The organism is Methylobacterium haplocladii (assembly GCF_007992175.1).
GTDB classification, from domain to species: Bacteria; Pseudomonadota; Alphaproteobacteria; order Rhizobiales; family Beijerinckiaceae; genus Methylobacterium; species Methylobacterium haplocladii.
The window spans coordinates 56,779-69,399 of the sequence record NZ_BJZT01000035.1; the positions used below are offsets into that span (position 1 = coordinate 56,779).

Genomic DNA, 12,621 nt, shown 5'->3' on the forward strand with positions numbered 1-12,621 from the left:
ACGCTGGGAATCGGCAGGATCCGACACGGATCGACACGATTTTGAACGTGGTCTGCGCTCGCATCGTCTCAGACAAGCCGCTCGGATCGCTTTCCGCACCGGCGGCGGGGTGCTAGCAGCGAGCGATGACGGGAAGACCTCCACAACGCGGCGGCGCTGGCAAAGGTGCTGGCAGGGGCGCGGGCAATCGCGGCCCGCGCCATGGCGCATGGCCCGAACGCGCCGGTACCGGCCCACGCACCACGGCCCTCGACGCGGCCCGCCGCGCCGCGAGCAATCGCGGCGGGGATGCCGCCGAGCGCTCGCCCTGGGACGCGGCCTCCGACGGCGCCAAGCCTGCGGCGGCGCTGCCCAAGTCCGCGGCGGCGTCGTCCCAGCCCGCGGCGGCGTCCTCCAAGCCGCCATCGGGGTTCGCAAAGCCCGCTCCGGCGCAGCCGCGCGCGTTCGCGCCACGGCCCCCGGCGAAAGCCGGCCCCGGCACCTTTGCCGATCCAGCGCCGCGCCGGAGCGCCGACGCGACCCGCCGTCCGGCTGCGCCTCCGGTCGAGGGGCCGACGCGCCGCGAGCAGCGAGCGGCGGCCTCGGCGACTCTCGCCTCCGGCGTCCAGACCTTGACCGTCGAGGCTGACGAGGACGGGATGCGGATCGACCGCTTCCTGACCACGCGGTTTCCGCAGCTGCCCTTCACCCGCGTCCAGACCATCGTCCGCAAGGGCGAGCTCCGGGTCGACGGCAAGCGGGTGAAGCCGAACGACCGGCTCGCACCCGGCATGAGCGTGCGAATTCCGCCGCTCAAGCTCGACCAGCCGACCGAGCGCCCGCGCAATCCGGCCCGCGAGGCGGACGACGCCGAGTTCCTGCGTTCGCTGATCCTCTACGAGGACGCGGACATGATGATCCTGAACAAGCCGTTCGGGCTCGCCGTGCAGGGCGGCTCGGGCACGGTGCGCCATGTCGACGGCATGCTCGAGGCGCTGACCGACAAGCATGGCCAGAAGCCGCGCCTCGTCCACCGGCTCGACAAAGATACGGCCGGCTGCCTGATCGTGGCCAAGACGCGCCTCGCGGCGGCGACGCTGGCCAAGAGCTTCCGCTCGCGTTCCGCGCGAAAGATCTACTGGGCGCTCGCTGCCGGTGTGCCGCGTACCCGGCAGGGCCGCGTCTCGACCTATCTCGCCAAGGACGAGCCCACAGATGCGGATGCCCGCATGAAGGTGGTCAAGCACGGCGACGACGGCGCGACCCACGCGCTGACCTACTATGCCGTGGTCGACCAGGCGGCCCAGAAGCTTGCATGGCTCTCGCTCAAGCCCGTGACGGGACGGACGCACCAGCTGCGCGCCCACGCCGCCCATATCGGCCACCCGATCGTCGGCGACCCGAAATATTTCGACGTCGAGAATTGGGAGCTGCCCGGCGGCATCCAGAACCGATTGCATCTCCTCGCCCGCCGCATCGTGATCTCGCATCCGCGCACCGGCGTGCCCATCGACGTCAGCGCCCCACTGCCGCCGCACATGGCGCAGAGCTGGAACCTCCTCGGCTTCGAGACCGGCCACTACGATCCGATCGTCGAGGCGCCTGAAAGCTGAGGAAGGGGCCGTGTGACGCAGCCTCGACCCGGCTTGCGCCTTGGCAAAGGCGACCTGCGGCTTATTCTTGAGCTGAGTACGACCCGTAGCGATGCGGCGGCCTGCCGGCCGCTCGCGCAAGCTAACGGCGCCTGTGGTCACCGACACCGGAAGAGCCTGGATCGATGAGGGTCGTGACGTTGATGTGCCTCGCCTTCGCCGGCCTTCTCGGCGTAGCGGGCTCCGGCGCGGCGGTGCTAGCGCGCGGGCAGAGCGCGCCGCCGGCCGTTCAGCCTCAGGCTGCGCCCGCTCAAGCGGCTCCTGGCGCTCCTGCGGCGGCGGCACCGGCTGCGCCTTCCACCGCCGGACGCAGCACCGTGCCGGCCAGTATCCGGGCGGCTGAGAAGCGCCGCCGCTCCTACGCAAGTTGCAACCGTGAATCGCACAACCGCAACCTGCGCGGTGGCGCCCGCCGCCGCTTCCTGATCCGGTGCAAGCTCGGTTACGAGCGCCGGCGGCCGGCTCAGGTGCCGACGCAGACCGTCCAGCCGCAGCCTCCGCAGCAACCGGCGAAGGCCAACCCGGCGCAGACCCAGCCCCCGGCCAAGGGTGCTACGCCGCAGCCGCTTCAGCCGGCGAAGCGGCCATGAGAGCGGGCGCCCCTCTGCCGTGGTGACGCTCGTCGTCTTCGACGTCGACGGGACGCTCGTCGACAGCCAACACCTCATCGTCGAGGCGCAGTCCCGCGCGTTCAAGGAGCACGGGCTGATCGCGCCGAACCGCAAAGAAGCCCTGTCCGTGGTGGGCCTGTCGCTGCCAGAGGCGTTTCGCCGGCTGGTGGGCGAGGCCGGGCCGATCGCCGGGCTGTCGGAAAGCTATCGCCGGGCGTTCCAGGCTCTGCGGATCGACCCGGCCTACGAAGAACCGTTGTTTCCTGGCATGGGCGAACTCGTCGAAGCGCTGCATGGCCGCGCGGATGTCCGGCTCGGCATCGCCACGGGAAAGTCGCGCCGCGGGGTCGACCATCTCATCGACAAGCACGGCTGGCAAGGCTGGTTCACGACGACCCAGACCGCCGACGACGCGCCCTCGAAGCCCGACCCGACCATGCTGCACCTCGCCATGGCGGAGGCCGACACTAGCCCGGCCCGCACGGTGATGATCGGCGACACCACCTATGACATGATGATGGCGGTGAGCGCGGGCGCGGCTGCGATCGGCGTTGGCTGGGGCTATCATCCGCCGGGCGCTCTGTTCGGCGCCGGCGCCGTCACGGTGGTGGAGAGCGCCGCCACGCTCGCCGACCTGTTCGCGGGCCCCCTCGAAGCGTCCGCACGGTCCGTCGCCGACCAGATCGGTACGCGCTGAGGGCTCGGTGCCGAACGATCCGGTGAACGCGCGTCGGCAGATCGATGCCTCGCCTGCCAAGCGTCTTGTGGTGTCGCGGCTTTCCGCCGGAAAGCCGCGGGGCACCTTTCCGAAACCGGCTTCGATCGCCTATGGGCCAGCCATGACCGATCCGAAAGACGACGTTGCCCGGGACTGGCTCGGCGAGCCGGGCGAGACGCCGCGGCCCGATCCACGCGCCGCTGCCCGAGGCCACGGCAAGCCCGTCCTGCCGAAGCGCTTCTATGAGCAAGCCGGTGTCGACGCGGTCGAGGGAGGCTTCCGTCTGACGCTCGACGGGCGGCCGGCTCGTACCCCGGCACGGCATCTCCTGGTGCTGCCGACCCGTGCCCTCGCCGAGCGCGTCGTGGCCGAATGGCAGGGGCAGGTCGGCGTGATCGATCCGTCCAGGATGCCGCTGACCCGGCTCGCCAACTCGGCCATCGACGGCGTTGCCGACCGGCGGGAGGCGGTCGCCGACGATCTCGGAGCCTATGCCGGCACGGATCTCGTGGCCTATCGCGCCGGTGACCCGCCGCGGCTGGTCGCTGCGCAGAGCGCGGCCTGGGATCCGATCGTCGATTGGGCGCGAGACGCCTTCGGCGCGCGTCTGATTCTATCCGAGGGCGTGATGCATGTGGAGCAACCGGACGCTACGCTTGCGGCCTTGCGCGCCGAAATCGGCAAGGTCGAGAGCCCGTTCCGGCTGGCTGCACTCCACACGATGACGACGCTCACCGGCTCGCTGCTGATTGCACTCGCAGTCCTGCATGGCCGGCTGACACCGCAGGAGGGTTGGGCTGCCGGCCATGTCGACGAGACGTTTCAGGCGAGCGTATGGGGCGGCGATTCCGAGGCGGAAGCGCGTCTGATGGCGAGAAAAGCGGAATTCGAGGCCGCGGCGGAAACTGCGTTCCTGGCTTAGCTCCCGAAGATCCAATAGGCACCGACGGTCAGCAGGGCACCTACGACGGCAAGTCCCAGCAGTGTCAGGCTGCTGACGTCGCCCGAACGATCGACGGTCTCGGTCCCGGGAGCCATGGACGCCTCCTCTGAATATCGGACAACGTTCCGCCGCCGCCCCCGGTTCGATGTCTTCGCGTTTTCAATCGAGTGCAGAAATACGTGATTTCACGCACTTCACGCAGCCCCTCGATGCAACTCGCACGACGGCCGCGACTTATCCGTCGGAAGGAAAGCGTAACCATACGCTCCTGAGAGCCCCGATGATGATCGATACACTCCACCTCCTGCCGCCGGATCTCGGGCCGCGCTCCAACCCCATGCTCTACGGGGTCGCAGAAGCCATCGCCGAGCTGTTCCCGCCCGTCATGCTCGCGCCCCGCCCCGGCGACGACGGCTCGCTTCAGCCTTGCGTGATCGACTCCGCGGACGCGCCGACCGAGGCCGTGGCCGCCGGTTGACCTGCGGAACGCAGGAGGGTCGGCAAAAGCGTTTCGCGTAGCGGCGGTGGTTGCTACGAGGCTGTGCCATCGCGACCTGTGCCAGGTGACGCCTGATCTGTGCCCCGGAACGGCCACGTTCATCGGGAGAGTGCGGGCACCGAAACCGCAGAGTTGTCTGGCATGTCCTTCCTCCACGAGTTGCCGGTGACGGAGCTCATCGCCTCCTACGGGTATCTCGCGATCTTCGTCGTGATCATGCTGGAGAGTGCCGGTGTGCCGCTGCCGGGCGAGACCATCCTGATCTCCTCGGCCGTCTATGCCGGCAGCACTGGCAACCTCAGCATCGTCGTCATCGTGGCCGCCGCCGCCGCTGCCGCCATTCTCGGCGACAACCTGGGCTACTGGGTCGGTCGGCGCTGGGGCATGCCGCTGCTGCTCAAGCACGGGCATCTCATCGCCCTCGACCACGGCCGGCTCAAGCTCGGCCAGTACCTGTTTCGCGAGCACGGCGGAAAGATCGTGTTCTTCGGCCGCTTCACCGCGATGCTGCGCGCCTACGCGGCGGTGCTCGCCGGCGTGAACAAGCTCGACGCCCGCCGCTTCATGATCTTCAACGGACTCGGGGGCGTCGCCTGGGCCGCGATCATGGGCTTCGGCGCCTATTATTGTGGTCGCTCGATCGAGCACATCGTCGGCCCGGTCGGCCTCGCGCTTCTCGCCTTCGTGATCTTCGGCGGCCTCGCCCTGTGGCTGTTCATGAAGCGTCACGAGCAGCGCCTGCTGATCAAGGCCGAAGAGGCGATCCCTGGCCCGCTGACGGTTTGATCCGCTAGCCTGCAAGCCACGACGAAAAGGCCCCGCCGCAGGGAATGCGGCGGGGCCTTTTCGTATGGGTTGTTTCGCTGCTGCGTCAGTCGCCGGCGAGCACCAGCGCCCAGTAGCGCTTGTAGCGGCTGCCCGGCGCATCGACGCGGGCGATGCCGATGCGTCGAGCCTGAGGCATCAGCATATTGCTGTTGTGGGCCGACGAGGCCTTCCAACGGCCGAGCACCTGATCGAAGGTCTCCGAGCCGGCGCTGAGATTCTCTGCGGTGTATTTCCGGCCGAATCCGGCGCTCGCCATCCGTGTCTCGAAGCTACCGCCATGATCGTGGCTCAACAGCCCGGCCCGCGCATTGGCTGCGGCTTCGTAGGACGCGGCCTTGATCAGACGGGAATCGATCGCGACAGGGCCGAGGCCGTGCTGGGCGCGATATCGCGAAATCGCTGCCGCAGCGGCTCCCGCGTCGAGGATTACGTCGCTGGTCGGGCCGACGCCGTCGAGCAGCGGGGTGCCGCTGCCGCAGCCGCCGAGAGCCAGGCCGGTGAGGATCGCTGCCGTGATGAGGGAGCGGGCGGTTCTCGATTTGGGCATGACAGCTTGCACGGATCGGGTTGGATCGATGCGCAGGCTGTTCGGGGGCGGTAAGGCGAAAGCAGGGCGCGGGGCTGCGATCGTTACGAGTTCGGAGCCCGGTGTGACGGCGCGGTCACGGCTTCAGATACGGGTGCTCGCTCCGCGCGGCGGCGAACCACAGCGCCAAGCCGTGATCCGGTAGGTCGGATGGCCCTCGACCCAACGCGCGAGGTTCGGTTGGGCGACGACGAGGCAGCTTTCGGCGTCGGCCACCTCCAGCGGGAGACGCTGGGTCTCACAGGTATCGGGCGCGCTCGAAACGCAGGCCGTGAAATACAGAAAGAAGACGCCGCTCATCCGCGCAACCCCCGCTCGAAGCGCAAGACGGTTCAGCAAGCCGGCTCCGATATTCGCGCAAGAGGATAAGTTTAGGCAGAAGAAGTCCGACGTCGACCCCGACATCGGGACGCTGGCTGTCAATCGGCGTTGAGAATTGGAAAAGTCTCTGGCGCGGGCGACGGGGCTCGAACCCGCGACCTCCGGCGTGACAGGCCGGCACTCTAACCAACTGAGCTACGCCCGCGTTCTGGCCGCCGGTGCGTGTTCCGCTCGGCGACGGCCGGGGTTTAGGGGCGGGTGGCCGTTGCTGTCAAGCCGATCCGATGCCGTGCGTGCCGGAGTTTTTCACGCGGCGCTTCGCCGGCCATGCATAGCCGGTCGATGGGCAGCCGTCGAAGGGTCAGCCCAACCTCTGGCCGTGTGCGGATCGGCCATACTGATCTGGCCGCGAAGCACGCCATCTACGGTCCTGGCACCGCCGATTGTGCGACGCGCAATGCCCTTGTTTCACCGGGGGGGCTCGTCTAAGCCTCCGCCGTGCTCACACTGGCATTGGATGAATTCCAGGCGCCGCGTCCTCGCGGAGGTGAGCGCGGTCGGTATCCACCGGGACTCGGAGGTGTCGCGTGACGGGCCTGTTGGCGGATTATCTGCCGCTCATCGTCTTCATCGGCGTCTCGCTGTTCATCGCCGCCGCGCTCCTTGTGGCCCCGTTTCTGGTCGCCTACTCGAGCCCGGATCCCGAAAAGCTTTCGGCCTACGAATGCGGCTTCAATGCGTTCGACGATGCGCGCATGAAGTTCGACGTGCGCTTCTATCTCGTCGCGATCCTGTTCATCATCTTCGACTTGGAAGTCGCCTTCCTGTTTCCCTGGGCGATCACGTTCGGGGAGCTCGGCTGGTTTGGGTTCTGGTCGATGATGATCTTCCTCGGCGTGCTCACCGTCGGATTCGTCTACGAATGGCGGAAGGGTGCGCTCGAATGGGATTGAGCGACCGGTTGCCCCCTCATCACGCTCAGAGGCACTGATGGCCCTGACTCCGACATTCGATCGCGTCCCGCAGGTCGCGCCGCAGCCGAAAGGGATCATCGATCCCAACACCGGCCGGCCCGTCGGCGCGAACGATCCGACCTTCCTCTCGATCAACGACGAGCTGGCCGATCGCGGCTTCCTCGTCACGAGCGCGGACGAGCTCATCAACTGGGCGCGCACCGGCTCGCTGATGTGGATGACTTTCGGGCTTGCCTGCTGCGCCGTCGAGATGATGCAGATGTCGATGCCGCGCTACGATTGCGAGCGCTTCGGTTTCGCGCCGCGCGGCTCGCCGCGGCAATCCGACGTGATGATCGTCGCCGGCACGCTGACCAACAAGATGGCTCCGGCTCTGCGCAAGGTCTACGACCAGATGCCGGAGCCGCGCTACGTCATCTCGATGGGCTCCTGCGCCAACGGCGGCGGCTACTACCACTATTCGTATTCGGTGGTCCGCGGCTGCGACCGGGTAGTGCCGGTCGACATCTACGTGCCGGGCTGCCCCCCCACGGCCGAGGCGCTTCTGTACGGCGTTCTGCTCCTGCAGAAGAAGATCCGTCGCCTCGGCACGATCGAGCGGTGAGCGGCATGAGCGAGGCCATCACCACCAACGGCATCACGCTACGATCGACCATCGAGGTCCCGCAGGGCGAAGCGGCACTCAACGCCCTGGCCGAGCGTGTCACCGGCGCGCTCGGGCCGGCCGTCACGTCGACGAAGATCGCCCACGGCGAGCTGACACTGACCGTGCAGGCCTCGGACATCGTCTACGCACTGACCTACCTGCGCGACGACCCGGCCTGCGCCTTCCGCTGCTTCATCGACATCTGCGGCGCGGATTATCCCGAGCGCGCAAAGCGGTTCGACGTCGTCTACCACCTGCTCAGCCTGCGCCATAACGCGCGCATCCGCCTGAAGGTGCTGACCGACGAGGTCACGCCGGTGCCGTCCGTGATCTCGGTGTTTCCCGCCGCCAACTGGTTCGAGCGCGAGACCTACGACCTCTACGGCATCCTGTTTTCGGGCCATCCCGACCTGCGCCGGCTGCTGACCGATTACGGCTTCGAGGGGCATCCCCTCCGCAAGGACTTTCCGCTCACCGGCTTCGTCGAGGTCCGTTACGACCAGGATGAGGCGCGCGTGGTCTACGAGCCCGTCAAGCTCGTGCAGGAGTTCCGCAACTTCGACTTCCTCTCGCCCTGGGAAGGCACGGACTACGTCCTCCCCGGCGACGAGAAGACCTCGAAGTGAGGTGACGCCATGCCGGATGCTCAGTCTCTGCCAGGATGTTGTCTCTGTGGTGCGGTGCGCTTCACGGCGCAGCCGAAGCACGACGCCATGGACGTCTGCCATTGCATATCGTGCCGGCGCTGGTCGGGCGGGGCCTGGATGACGGTGGAGTGCGAGCCCGACATGGCCATCGAGGAAGACGGCGCGCTGGGCATCTACGGTTCGTCCGGTCATGCCGAGCGCGGGTTCTGCAAGACCTGCGGTACGTCCCTGTTCTGGCGGATGCGGGACGGCAGTCTGCTGACGGTCGCCGCTCAGGCTTTCGACGATCCGGCGCGCTTCCGCTTCGCCAGCGAGATCTTCATCGACCACAAGCCGCCGAACTACAGCTTCGCGAACCCGACGCAGAAGAAGACCTCTGCGGAGATCTACGCCGAATTTCCCGATATCGCGGGCTGACCGGATGACCGAACACAACATTCGCAACTTCGCGATCAACTTCGGTCCGCAGCACCCGGCCGCGCACGGTGTGCTGCGCCTCGTGCTGGAACTCGACGGCGAGGTCGTGGAGCGCGTCGATCCGCATATCGGGCTGCTTCACCGCGGCACCGAGAAACTGATCGAGCACAAGACCTACCTGCAGGCGACGCCCTATTTCGATCGGCTCGACTACGTCTCGCCGATGAACCAGGAGCACGCCTTCTGCCTGGCGATCGAAAAACTCGCCGGCATCACCGTGCCGCGCCGGGCTCAGCTGATCCGCGTGCTGTTCTGCGAGATCGGGCGGCTGCTCTCGCACCTCCTCAACGTCACCACGCAGGCCATGGACGTCGGCGCGCTCACCCCCCCACTCTGGGGCTTCGAGGAGCGCGAGAAGCTGATGATCTTCTACGAGCGCGCGTCCGGTGCTCGACTGCATGCCAATTATTTCCGGCCCGGTGGCGTCCACCAGGACCTGCCGCCGGCATTGATCGACGACATCGAGGCGTTCTGCGACCCGTTCCTGAAGGTCGTTCAGGATCTCGACGACCTCGTCATGTCGAACCGCATCTTCAAGCAGCGCAACGTCGACATCGGCATCGTCACCCAGGACGAGGCCATGGCCTGGGGTTTTTCCGGCGTGATGGTGCGCGGCTCCGGCATCCCGTGGGATCTGCGCAAGTCGCAGCCCTACGAGTGCTACGAGGAGATGGAATTCGACATTCCGGTGGGGAAGAACGGCGACACCTACGACCGCCAGGTCATCCGCATGGAGGAGATGCGGGAATCGGTGAAGATCATGAAGCAGTGCGTTCGCAAGCTGCGCGAGCCGGCGGGGCAGGGGCCGATCGCCTCCCTCGATGGCAAGTTCGCACCGCCGCCGCGGCGCGAGATGAAGCGCTCGATGGAAGCGCTCATCCACCACTTCAAGCTCTACACCGAGGGATTTCACGTGCCGGCCGGCGAGGTCTATGCGGCCGTCGAGGCGCCCAAGGGCGAGTTCGGCGTCTATCTGGTCTCGGACGGCACCAACAAGCCCTACCGCTGCAAGATCCGCGCACCGGGTTTCGCCCACCTGCAGGCCATGGACTGGATGTGCCGGGGCCACCTGCTCGCCGACGTGTCCTGCGTGCTCGGCACGCTGGACATTGTGTTCGGCGAAGTGGACCGCTGAGAGGATAGCCAGAAGACAATGGCGAACCGCAGGCTAGCCCCCGCCACCGAGCAGCCCCGGGACTTCGCGTTCTCCGAGGAGAATGCTGCCTGGGCTCAGGGCCAGATCGAAAAATACCCGGAGGGCCGGCAGGCCTCGGCCGTGATTCCGCTGCTGTGGAAGGCGCAGGAGCAGAATGGCGGCTGGCTGCCGCAGAAGGCGATCGAGGCGGTCGCCGACCAGCTCGGCATGCCGCATATCCGCGTGCTCGAGGTCGCGACCTTCTACACGATGTTCGCGCTCGAGCCGGTCGGCCGATTCTGGATCCAGCTCTGCGGCACGGTGCCGTGCGATGCCTGCGGCGCGCGTGAACTCAAAGCCTCCCTGCAGGAGCGCCTTGGGCCGGCCGGCCACGTCTCGGCGGACGGTAATTTCTCCTGGCTGGAAGTCGAGTGCCTCGGCGCTTGCTGCAACGCGCCGATGGTCCAGATCAATCAGGACTATTACGAGGACCTGACGCCCGAGAGTTTGAACACGCTCCTCGATGACCTCGCCGCCGGCCGCCCGGTCAAGATCGGCTCGCAGACCGGCCGGACCTCGTCCGAGCCGAAGGACTCTGTGGCCACGCTAACGGACGCGACGTTGTTCGATGGCTCGCGCGTCGGTGCGTGGCGCAAGCGCTTCGAGCAGACGCATGACGGTGCGGATTCGGGCGAGGAAGCGACCAAGAAGGACGAGGCCGCCTCGACCGAGAGCCGCGCCAGATCCGAGCCCAAGCCCGCGCATCCCGATGCCGGCCGCGCCACCGAACGTCCGGCCTCCGACGCGCCGGCTCAGCACGCCGCCGACGGCAAGGAGCCGAAGGGCTATGCCGATGTGGCGACTGGCGAGACGTCGGCCGCGAAGCCGGCCGAGATCGCTGCTGCCGATGCGAAGGCTGTCGAAGAGGATCGCGTCCTTCGCACAGAACCGCCGCAGCAGCCGGTCGCGTCCGGCGCGGACGATGCGGTTTCCGAAGAGCAGGACCCCGAAAAGCGTGCCGACGCTGCCGGCACCCGGCCGGAAGGGCGCTCTGCCGCACGCGACGATCGGCCGGACGACCTGACGCTGATCAAGGGTATAGGTCCGGTCAACCATCGCCGGCTGAACGATCTCGGCATCTGGCACTTCGATCAGGTTGCAGCCTGGTCGGCCGAGGAGGTCGCCTGGGTCGGCGCCTATCTCGCCTTCCCGGGCCGGATCGACCGCGAGAACTGGGTCGGCCAGGCGGCCTCGCTCGCTGCGAAGAAGGGCTGAGGAGCAAACCATGCTCGCCGATCAGGATCGCATCTTCACCAACCTCTACGGCCTGCACTCGCCCGATCTCGACGCGGCGCAGAAGCGCGGCGCTTGGGACGGCACCAAGTTCCTGCTCGACATGGGTCGGGACTGGGTCATCGACGAGATGAAGGGCTCCGGCCTGCGCGGCCGCGGTGGCGCCGGCTTCCCGACCGGCCTGAAGTGGTCGTTCATGCCGAAGAAGTCGGACGGGCGGCCGCACTATCTCGTCGTCAATGCCGACGAATCGGAGCCCGGCACCTGCAAGGACCGAGAGATCATGCGGCACGATCCGCACCTCCTGATCGAGGGCTGCCTGATCGCCTCCTTCGCGATGGCGGCGCATGCCTGCTACATCTACATCCGCGGTGAATACGTTGCCGAGAAGCACGCGCTGCAGCGCGCGGTCGACGAGGCCTACGCGGCCAAGCTCGTCGGCAAGGACAACGTCCACGGCTACCCCTTCGACATCTACGTCCACCACGGCGCCGGCGCGTATATCTGCGGCGAGGAGACGGCGCTGCTGGAGAGCCTCGAGGGCAAGAAGGGGATGCCGCGGCTGAAGCCGCCGTTCCCGGCAAATATGGGCCTCTACGGCTGTCCCACGACGGTGAACAACGTCGAGTCGATCGCGGTGGCCGGTACCATTCTGCGTCGCGGCGGCGCGTGGTTTGCGGGCCTGGGCGGCAAGAACAACACCGGCACGAAGCTGTTCTGCGTGTCGGGTCATGTGAACAAACCCTGCAACGTCGAGGAGGTGATGGGCATCACCTTCCGCGAACTCGTCGACAAGCATTGCGGCGGCATGCGCGGCGGCTGGGACAACCTCCTGTGTTCCATCCCCGGCGGTTCTTCGGTGCCGCTGGTGCCGGCCGAGCAGATCATCGACGCCAAGATGGATTTCGACACGCTCAAGAACCTCGGCTCAGGCCTCGGCACGGCGGCGGTGATCGTGCTCGACCGCTCCACCGACATCGTCTCGGCGATCGCGCGCATCTCCTACTTCTACAAGCACGAGAGCTGCGGTCAGTGCACGCCCTGCCGCGAGGGGACCGGCTGGATGTGGCGCGTGCTGACCCGCATGGCGCAAGGCCGCGCACAGCGCCGTGAGATCGACATGCTGCTGGAGGTCACCAAGCAGATCGAGGGGCACACGATCTGCGCGCTCGGCGACGCCGCGGCGTGGCCGGTGCAGGGCCTGATCCGGCATTTCCGCCCCGAGATCGAGAAGCGCATCGCCCAGTACAGCGCCAACCCGCATTCCGATGCCATCCCGATGGCGGCGGAGTGAACGGTGATGGCAGCGCGA

Annotated in this window: 15 protein-coding genes and 1 tRNA gene; 13 read left to right on the top strand and 3 right to left on the bottom strand. The window is 67.3% G+C overall.

Annotation, left to right across the window (positions count from 1 at the left end):
• Positions 1–125 precede the first annotated feature (125 nt).
• From MHA02_RS15975 to MHA02_RS16000, 6 genes are all read left to right on the top strand, one after another.
• Positions 126–1,592: an RluA family pseudouridine synthase gene (locus MHA02_RS15975; RefSeq protein ID WP_147080416.1), complete on the top strand. Its 1,467-nt coding sequence runs from the start codon at positions 126–128 to the stop codon at positions 1,590–1,592.
• A gap of 164 nt (positions 1,593–1,756) precedes the next feature.
• On the top strand, positions 1,757–2,221 hold the full coding sequence (locus tag MHA02_RS15980) for a serine/threonine protein kinase (RefSeq protein ID WP_238180219.1): 465 nt from the start codon (positions 1,757–1,759) through the stop codon (positions 2,219–2,221).
• 19 nt (positions 2,222–2,240) lie between these two features.
• Entirely contained in the window at positions 2,241–2,939 is a 699-nt protein-coding gene (locus MHA02_RS15985; RefSeq protein WP_147080419.1) for an HAD-IA family hydrolase, read from the top strand.
• A 142-nt stretch (positions 2,940–3,081) separates the two neighbouring features.
• Positions 3,082–3,882, top strand: coding sequence for an ATP12 family chaperone protein (locus MHA02_RS15990; RefSeq protein WP_147080421.1), 801 nt, complete (start codon positions 3,082–3,084; stop codon positions 3,880–3,882).
• 304 nt (positions 3,883–4,186) lie between these two features.
• Positions 4,187–4,381, top strand: coding sequence for a hypothetical protein (locus MHA02_RS15995; RefSeq protein ID WP_170249307.1), 195 nt, complete (start codon positions 4,187–4,189; stop codon positions 4,379–4,381).
• 162 nt (positions 4,382–4,543) lie between these two features.
• Positions 4,544–5,188: a DedA family protein gene (locus MHA02_RS16000; RefSeq protein WP_147080425.1), complete on the top strand. Its 645-nt coding sequence runs from the start codon at positions 4,544–4,546 to the stop codon at positions 5,186–5,188.
• A gap of 85 nt (positions 5,189–5,273) precedes the next feature.
• Here MHA02_RS16000 and MHA02_RS16005 read toward each other — a convergent pair whose 3' ends face one another.
• The 3 genes from MHA02_RS16005 to MHA02_RS16015 form a co-directional block, all read right to left on the bottom strand.
• A complete protein-coding gene (locus tag MHA02_RS16005) occupies positions 5,274–5,777 on the bottom strand; it encodes a CAP domain-containing protein (protein ID WP_147080427.1) in 504 nt (167 codons plus the stop codon).
• A gap of 123 nt (positions 5,778–5,900) precedes the next feature.
• Entirely contained in the window at positions 5,901–6,116 is a 216-nt protein-coding gene (locus MHA02_RS16010; RefSeq protein WP_147080429.1) for a hypothetical protein, read from the bottom strand.
• A gap of 149 nt (positions 6,117–6,265) precedes the next feature.
• Positions 6,266–6,342, bottom strand: a tRNA-Asp gene (locus MHA02_RS16015).
• 382 nt (positions 6,343–6,724) lie between these two features.
• Between MHA02_RS16015 and MHA02_RS16020 the strand changes: the two genes are divergently transcribed.
• The 7 genes from MHA02_RS16020 to nuoF are packed head-to-tail and all read left to right on the top strand — an operon-like array spanning position 6,725 to position 12,603.
• A complete protein-coding gene (locus tag MHA02_RS16020) occupies positions 6,725–7,090 on the top strand; it encodes an NADH-quinone oxidoreductase subunit A (RefSeq protein ID WP_147080431.1) in 366 nt (121 codons plus the stop codon).
• A 37-nt stretch (positions 7,091–7,127) separates the two neighbouring features.
• On the top strand, positions 7,128–7,715 hold the full coding sequence (locus MHA02_RS16025) for a NuoB/complex I 20 kDa subunit family protein (RefSeq protein WP_147080433.1): 588 nt from the start codon (positions 7,128–7,130) through the stop codon (positions 7,713–7,715).
• Positions 7,716–7,720: 5 nt separating this feature from the next.
• A complete protein-coding gene (locus MHA02_RS16030) occupies positions 7,721–8,383 on the top strand; it encodes an NADH-quinone oxidoreductase subunit C (RefSeq protein WP_147080435.1) in 663 nt (220 codons plus the stop codon).
• A 9-nt stretch (positions 8,384–8,392) separates the two neighbouring features.
• A complete protein-coding gene (locus tag MHA02_RS16035) occupies positions 8,393–8,821 on the top strand; it encodes a GFA family protein (RefSeq protein ID WP_147080437.1) in 429 nt (142 codons plus the stop codon).
• A gap of 4 nt (positions 8,822–8,825) precedes the next feature.
• On the top strand, positions 8,826–10,016 hold the full coding sequence (locus tag MHA02_RS16040; protein ID WP_147080439.1) for an NADH-quinone oxidoreductase subunit D: 1,191 nt from the start codon (positions 8,826–8,828) through the stop codon (positions 10,014–10,016).
• 18 nt (positions 10,017–10,034) lie between these two features.
• Complete coding sequence (nuoE, locus tag MHA02_RS16045) at positions 10,035–11,291, top strand: NADH-quinone oxidoreductase subunit NuoE (RefSeq protein ID WP_147080441.1); 1,257 nt, start codon at positions 10,035–10,037, stop codon at positions 11,289–11,291.
• 10 nt (positions 11,292–11,301) lie between these two features.
• A complete protein-coding gene (gene nuoF, locus MHA02_RS16050; protein WP_147080443.1) occupies positions 11,302–12,603 on the top strand; it encodes an NADH-quinone oxidoreductase subunit NuoF in 1,302 nt (433 codons plus the stop codon).
• The last annotated feature ends 18 nt before the right edge of the window (positions 12,604–12,621 follow it).

What these genes read in the sequence shown, in the direction of transcription:
- MHA02_RS15975 (WP_147080416.1), top strand. Translation starts at nt 126, where the DNA reads ATGACGGGAAGACCTCCACAACGCGGCGGCGCTGGCAAAGGTGCTGGC.
- MHA02_RS15980 (WP_238180219.1), top strand. Translation starts at nt 1,757, where the DNA reads ATGAGGGTCGTGACGTTGATGTGCCTCGCCTTCGCCGGCCTTCTCGGC.
- MHA02_RS15990 (WP_147080421.1), top strand. Translation starts at nt 3,082, where the DNA reads ATGACCGATCCGAAAGACGACGTTGCCCGGGACTGGCTCGGCGAGCCG.
- MHA02_RS15995 (WP_170249307.1), top strand. Translation starts at nt 4,187, where the DNA reads ATGATCGATACACTCCACCTCCTGCCGCCGGATCTCGGGCCGCGCTCC.
- MHA02_RS16000 (WP_147080425.1), top strand. Translation starts at nt 4,544, where the DNA reads ATGTCCTTCCTCCACGAGTTGCCGGTGACGGAGCTCATCGCCTCCTAC.
- MHA02_RS16005 (WP_147080427.1), bottom strand. Translation starts at nt 5,777, where the DNA reads ATGCCCAAATCGAGAACCGCCCGCTCCCTCATCACGGCAGCGATCCTC.
- MHA02_RS16010 (WP_147080429.1), bottom strand. Translation starts at nt 6,116, where the DNA reads ATGAGCGGCGTCTTCTTTCTGTATTTCACGGCCTGCGTTTCGAGCGCG.
- MHA02_RS16025 (WP_147080433.1), top strand. Translation starts at nt 7,128, where the DNA reads ATGGCCCTGACTCCGACATTCGATCGCGTCCCGCAGGTCGCGCCGCAG.
- MHA02_RS16030 (WP_147080435.1), top strand. Translation starts at nt 7,721, where the DNA reads ATGAGCGAGGCCATCACCACCAACGGCATCACGCTACGATCGACCATC.
- MHA02_RS16035 (WP_147080437.1), top strand. Translation starts at nt 8,393, where the DNA reads ATGCCGGATGCTCAGTCTCTGCCAGGATGTTGTCTCTGTGGTGCGGTG.
- MHA02_RS16040 (WP_147080439.1), top strand. Translation starts at nt 8,826, where the DNA reads ATGACCGAACACAACATTCGCAACTTCGCGATCAACTTCGGTCCGCAG.
- nuoE (WP_147080441.1), top strand. Translation starts at nt 10,035, where the DNA reads ATGGCGAACCGCAGGCTAGCCCCCGCCACCGAGCAGCCCCGGGACTTC.
- nuoF (WP_147080443.1), top strand. Translation starts at nt 11,302, where the DNA reads ATGCTCGCCGATCAGGATCGCATCTTCACCAACCTCTACGGCCTGCAC.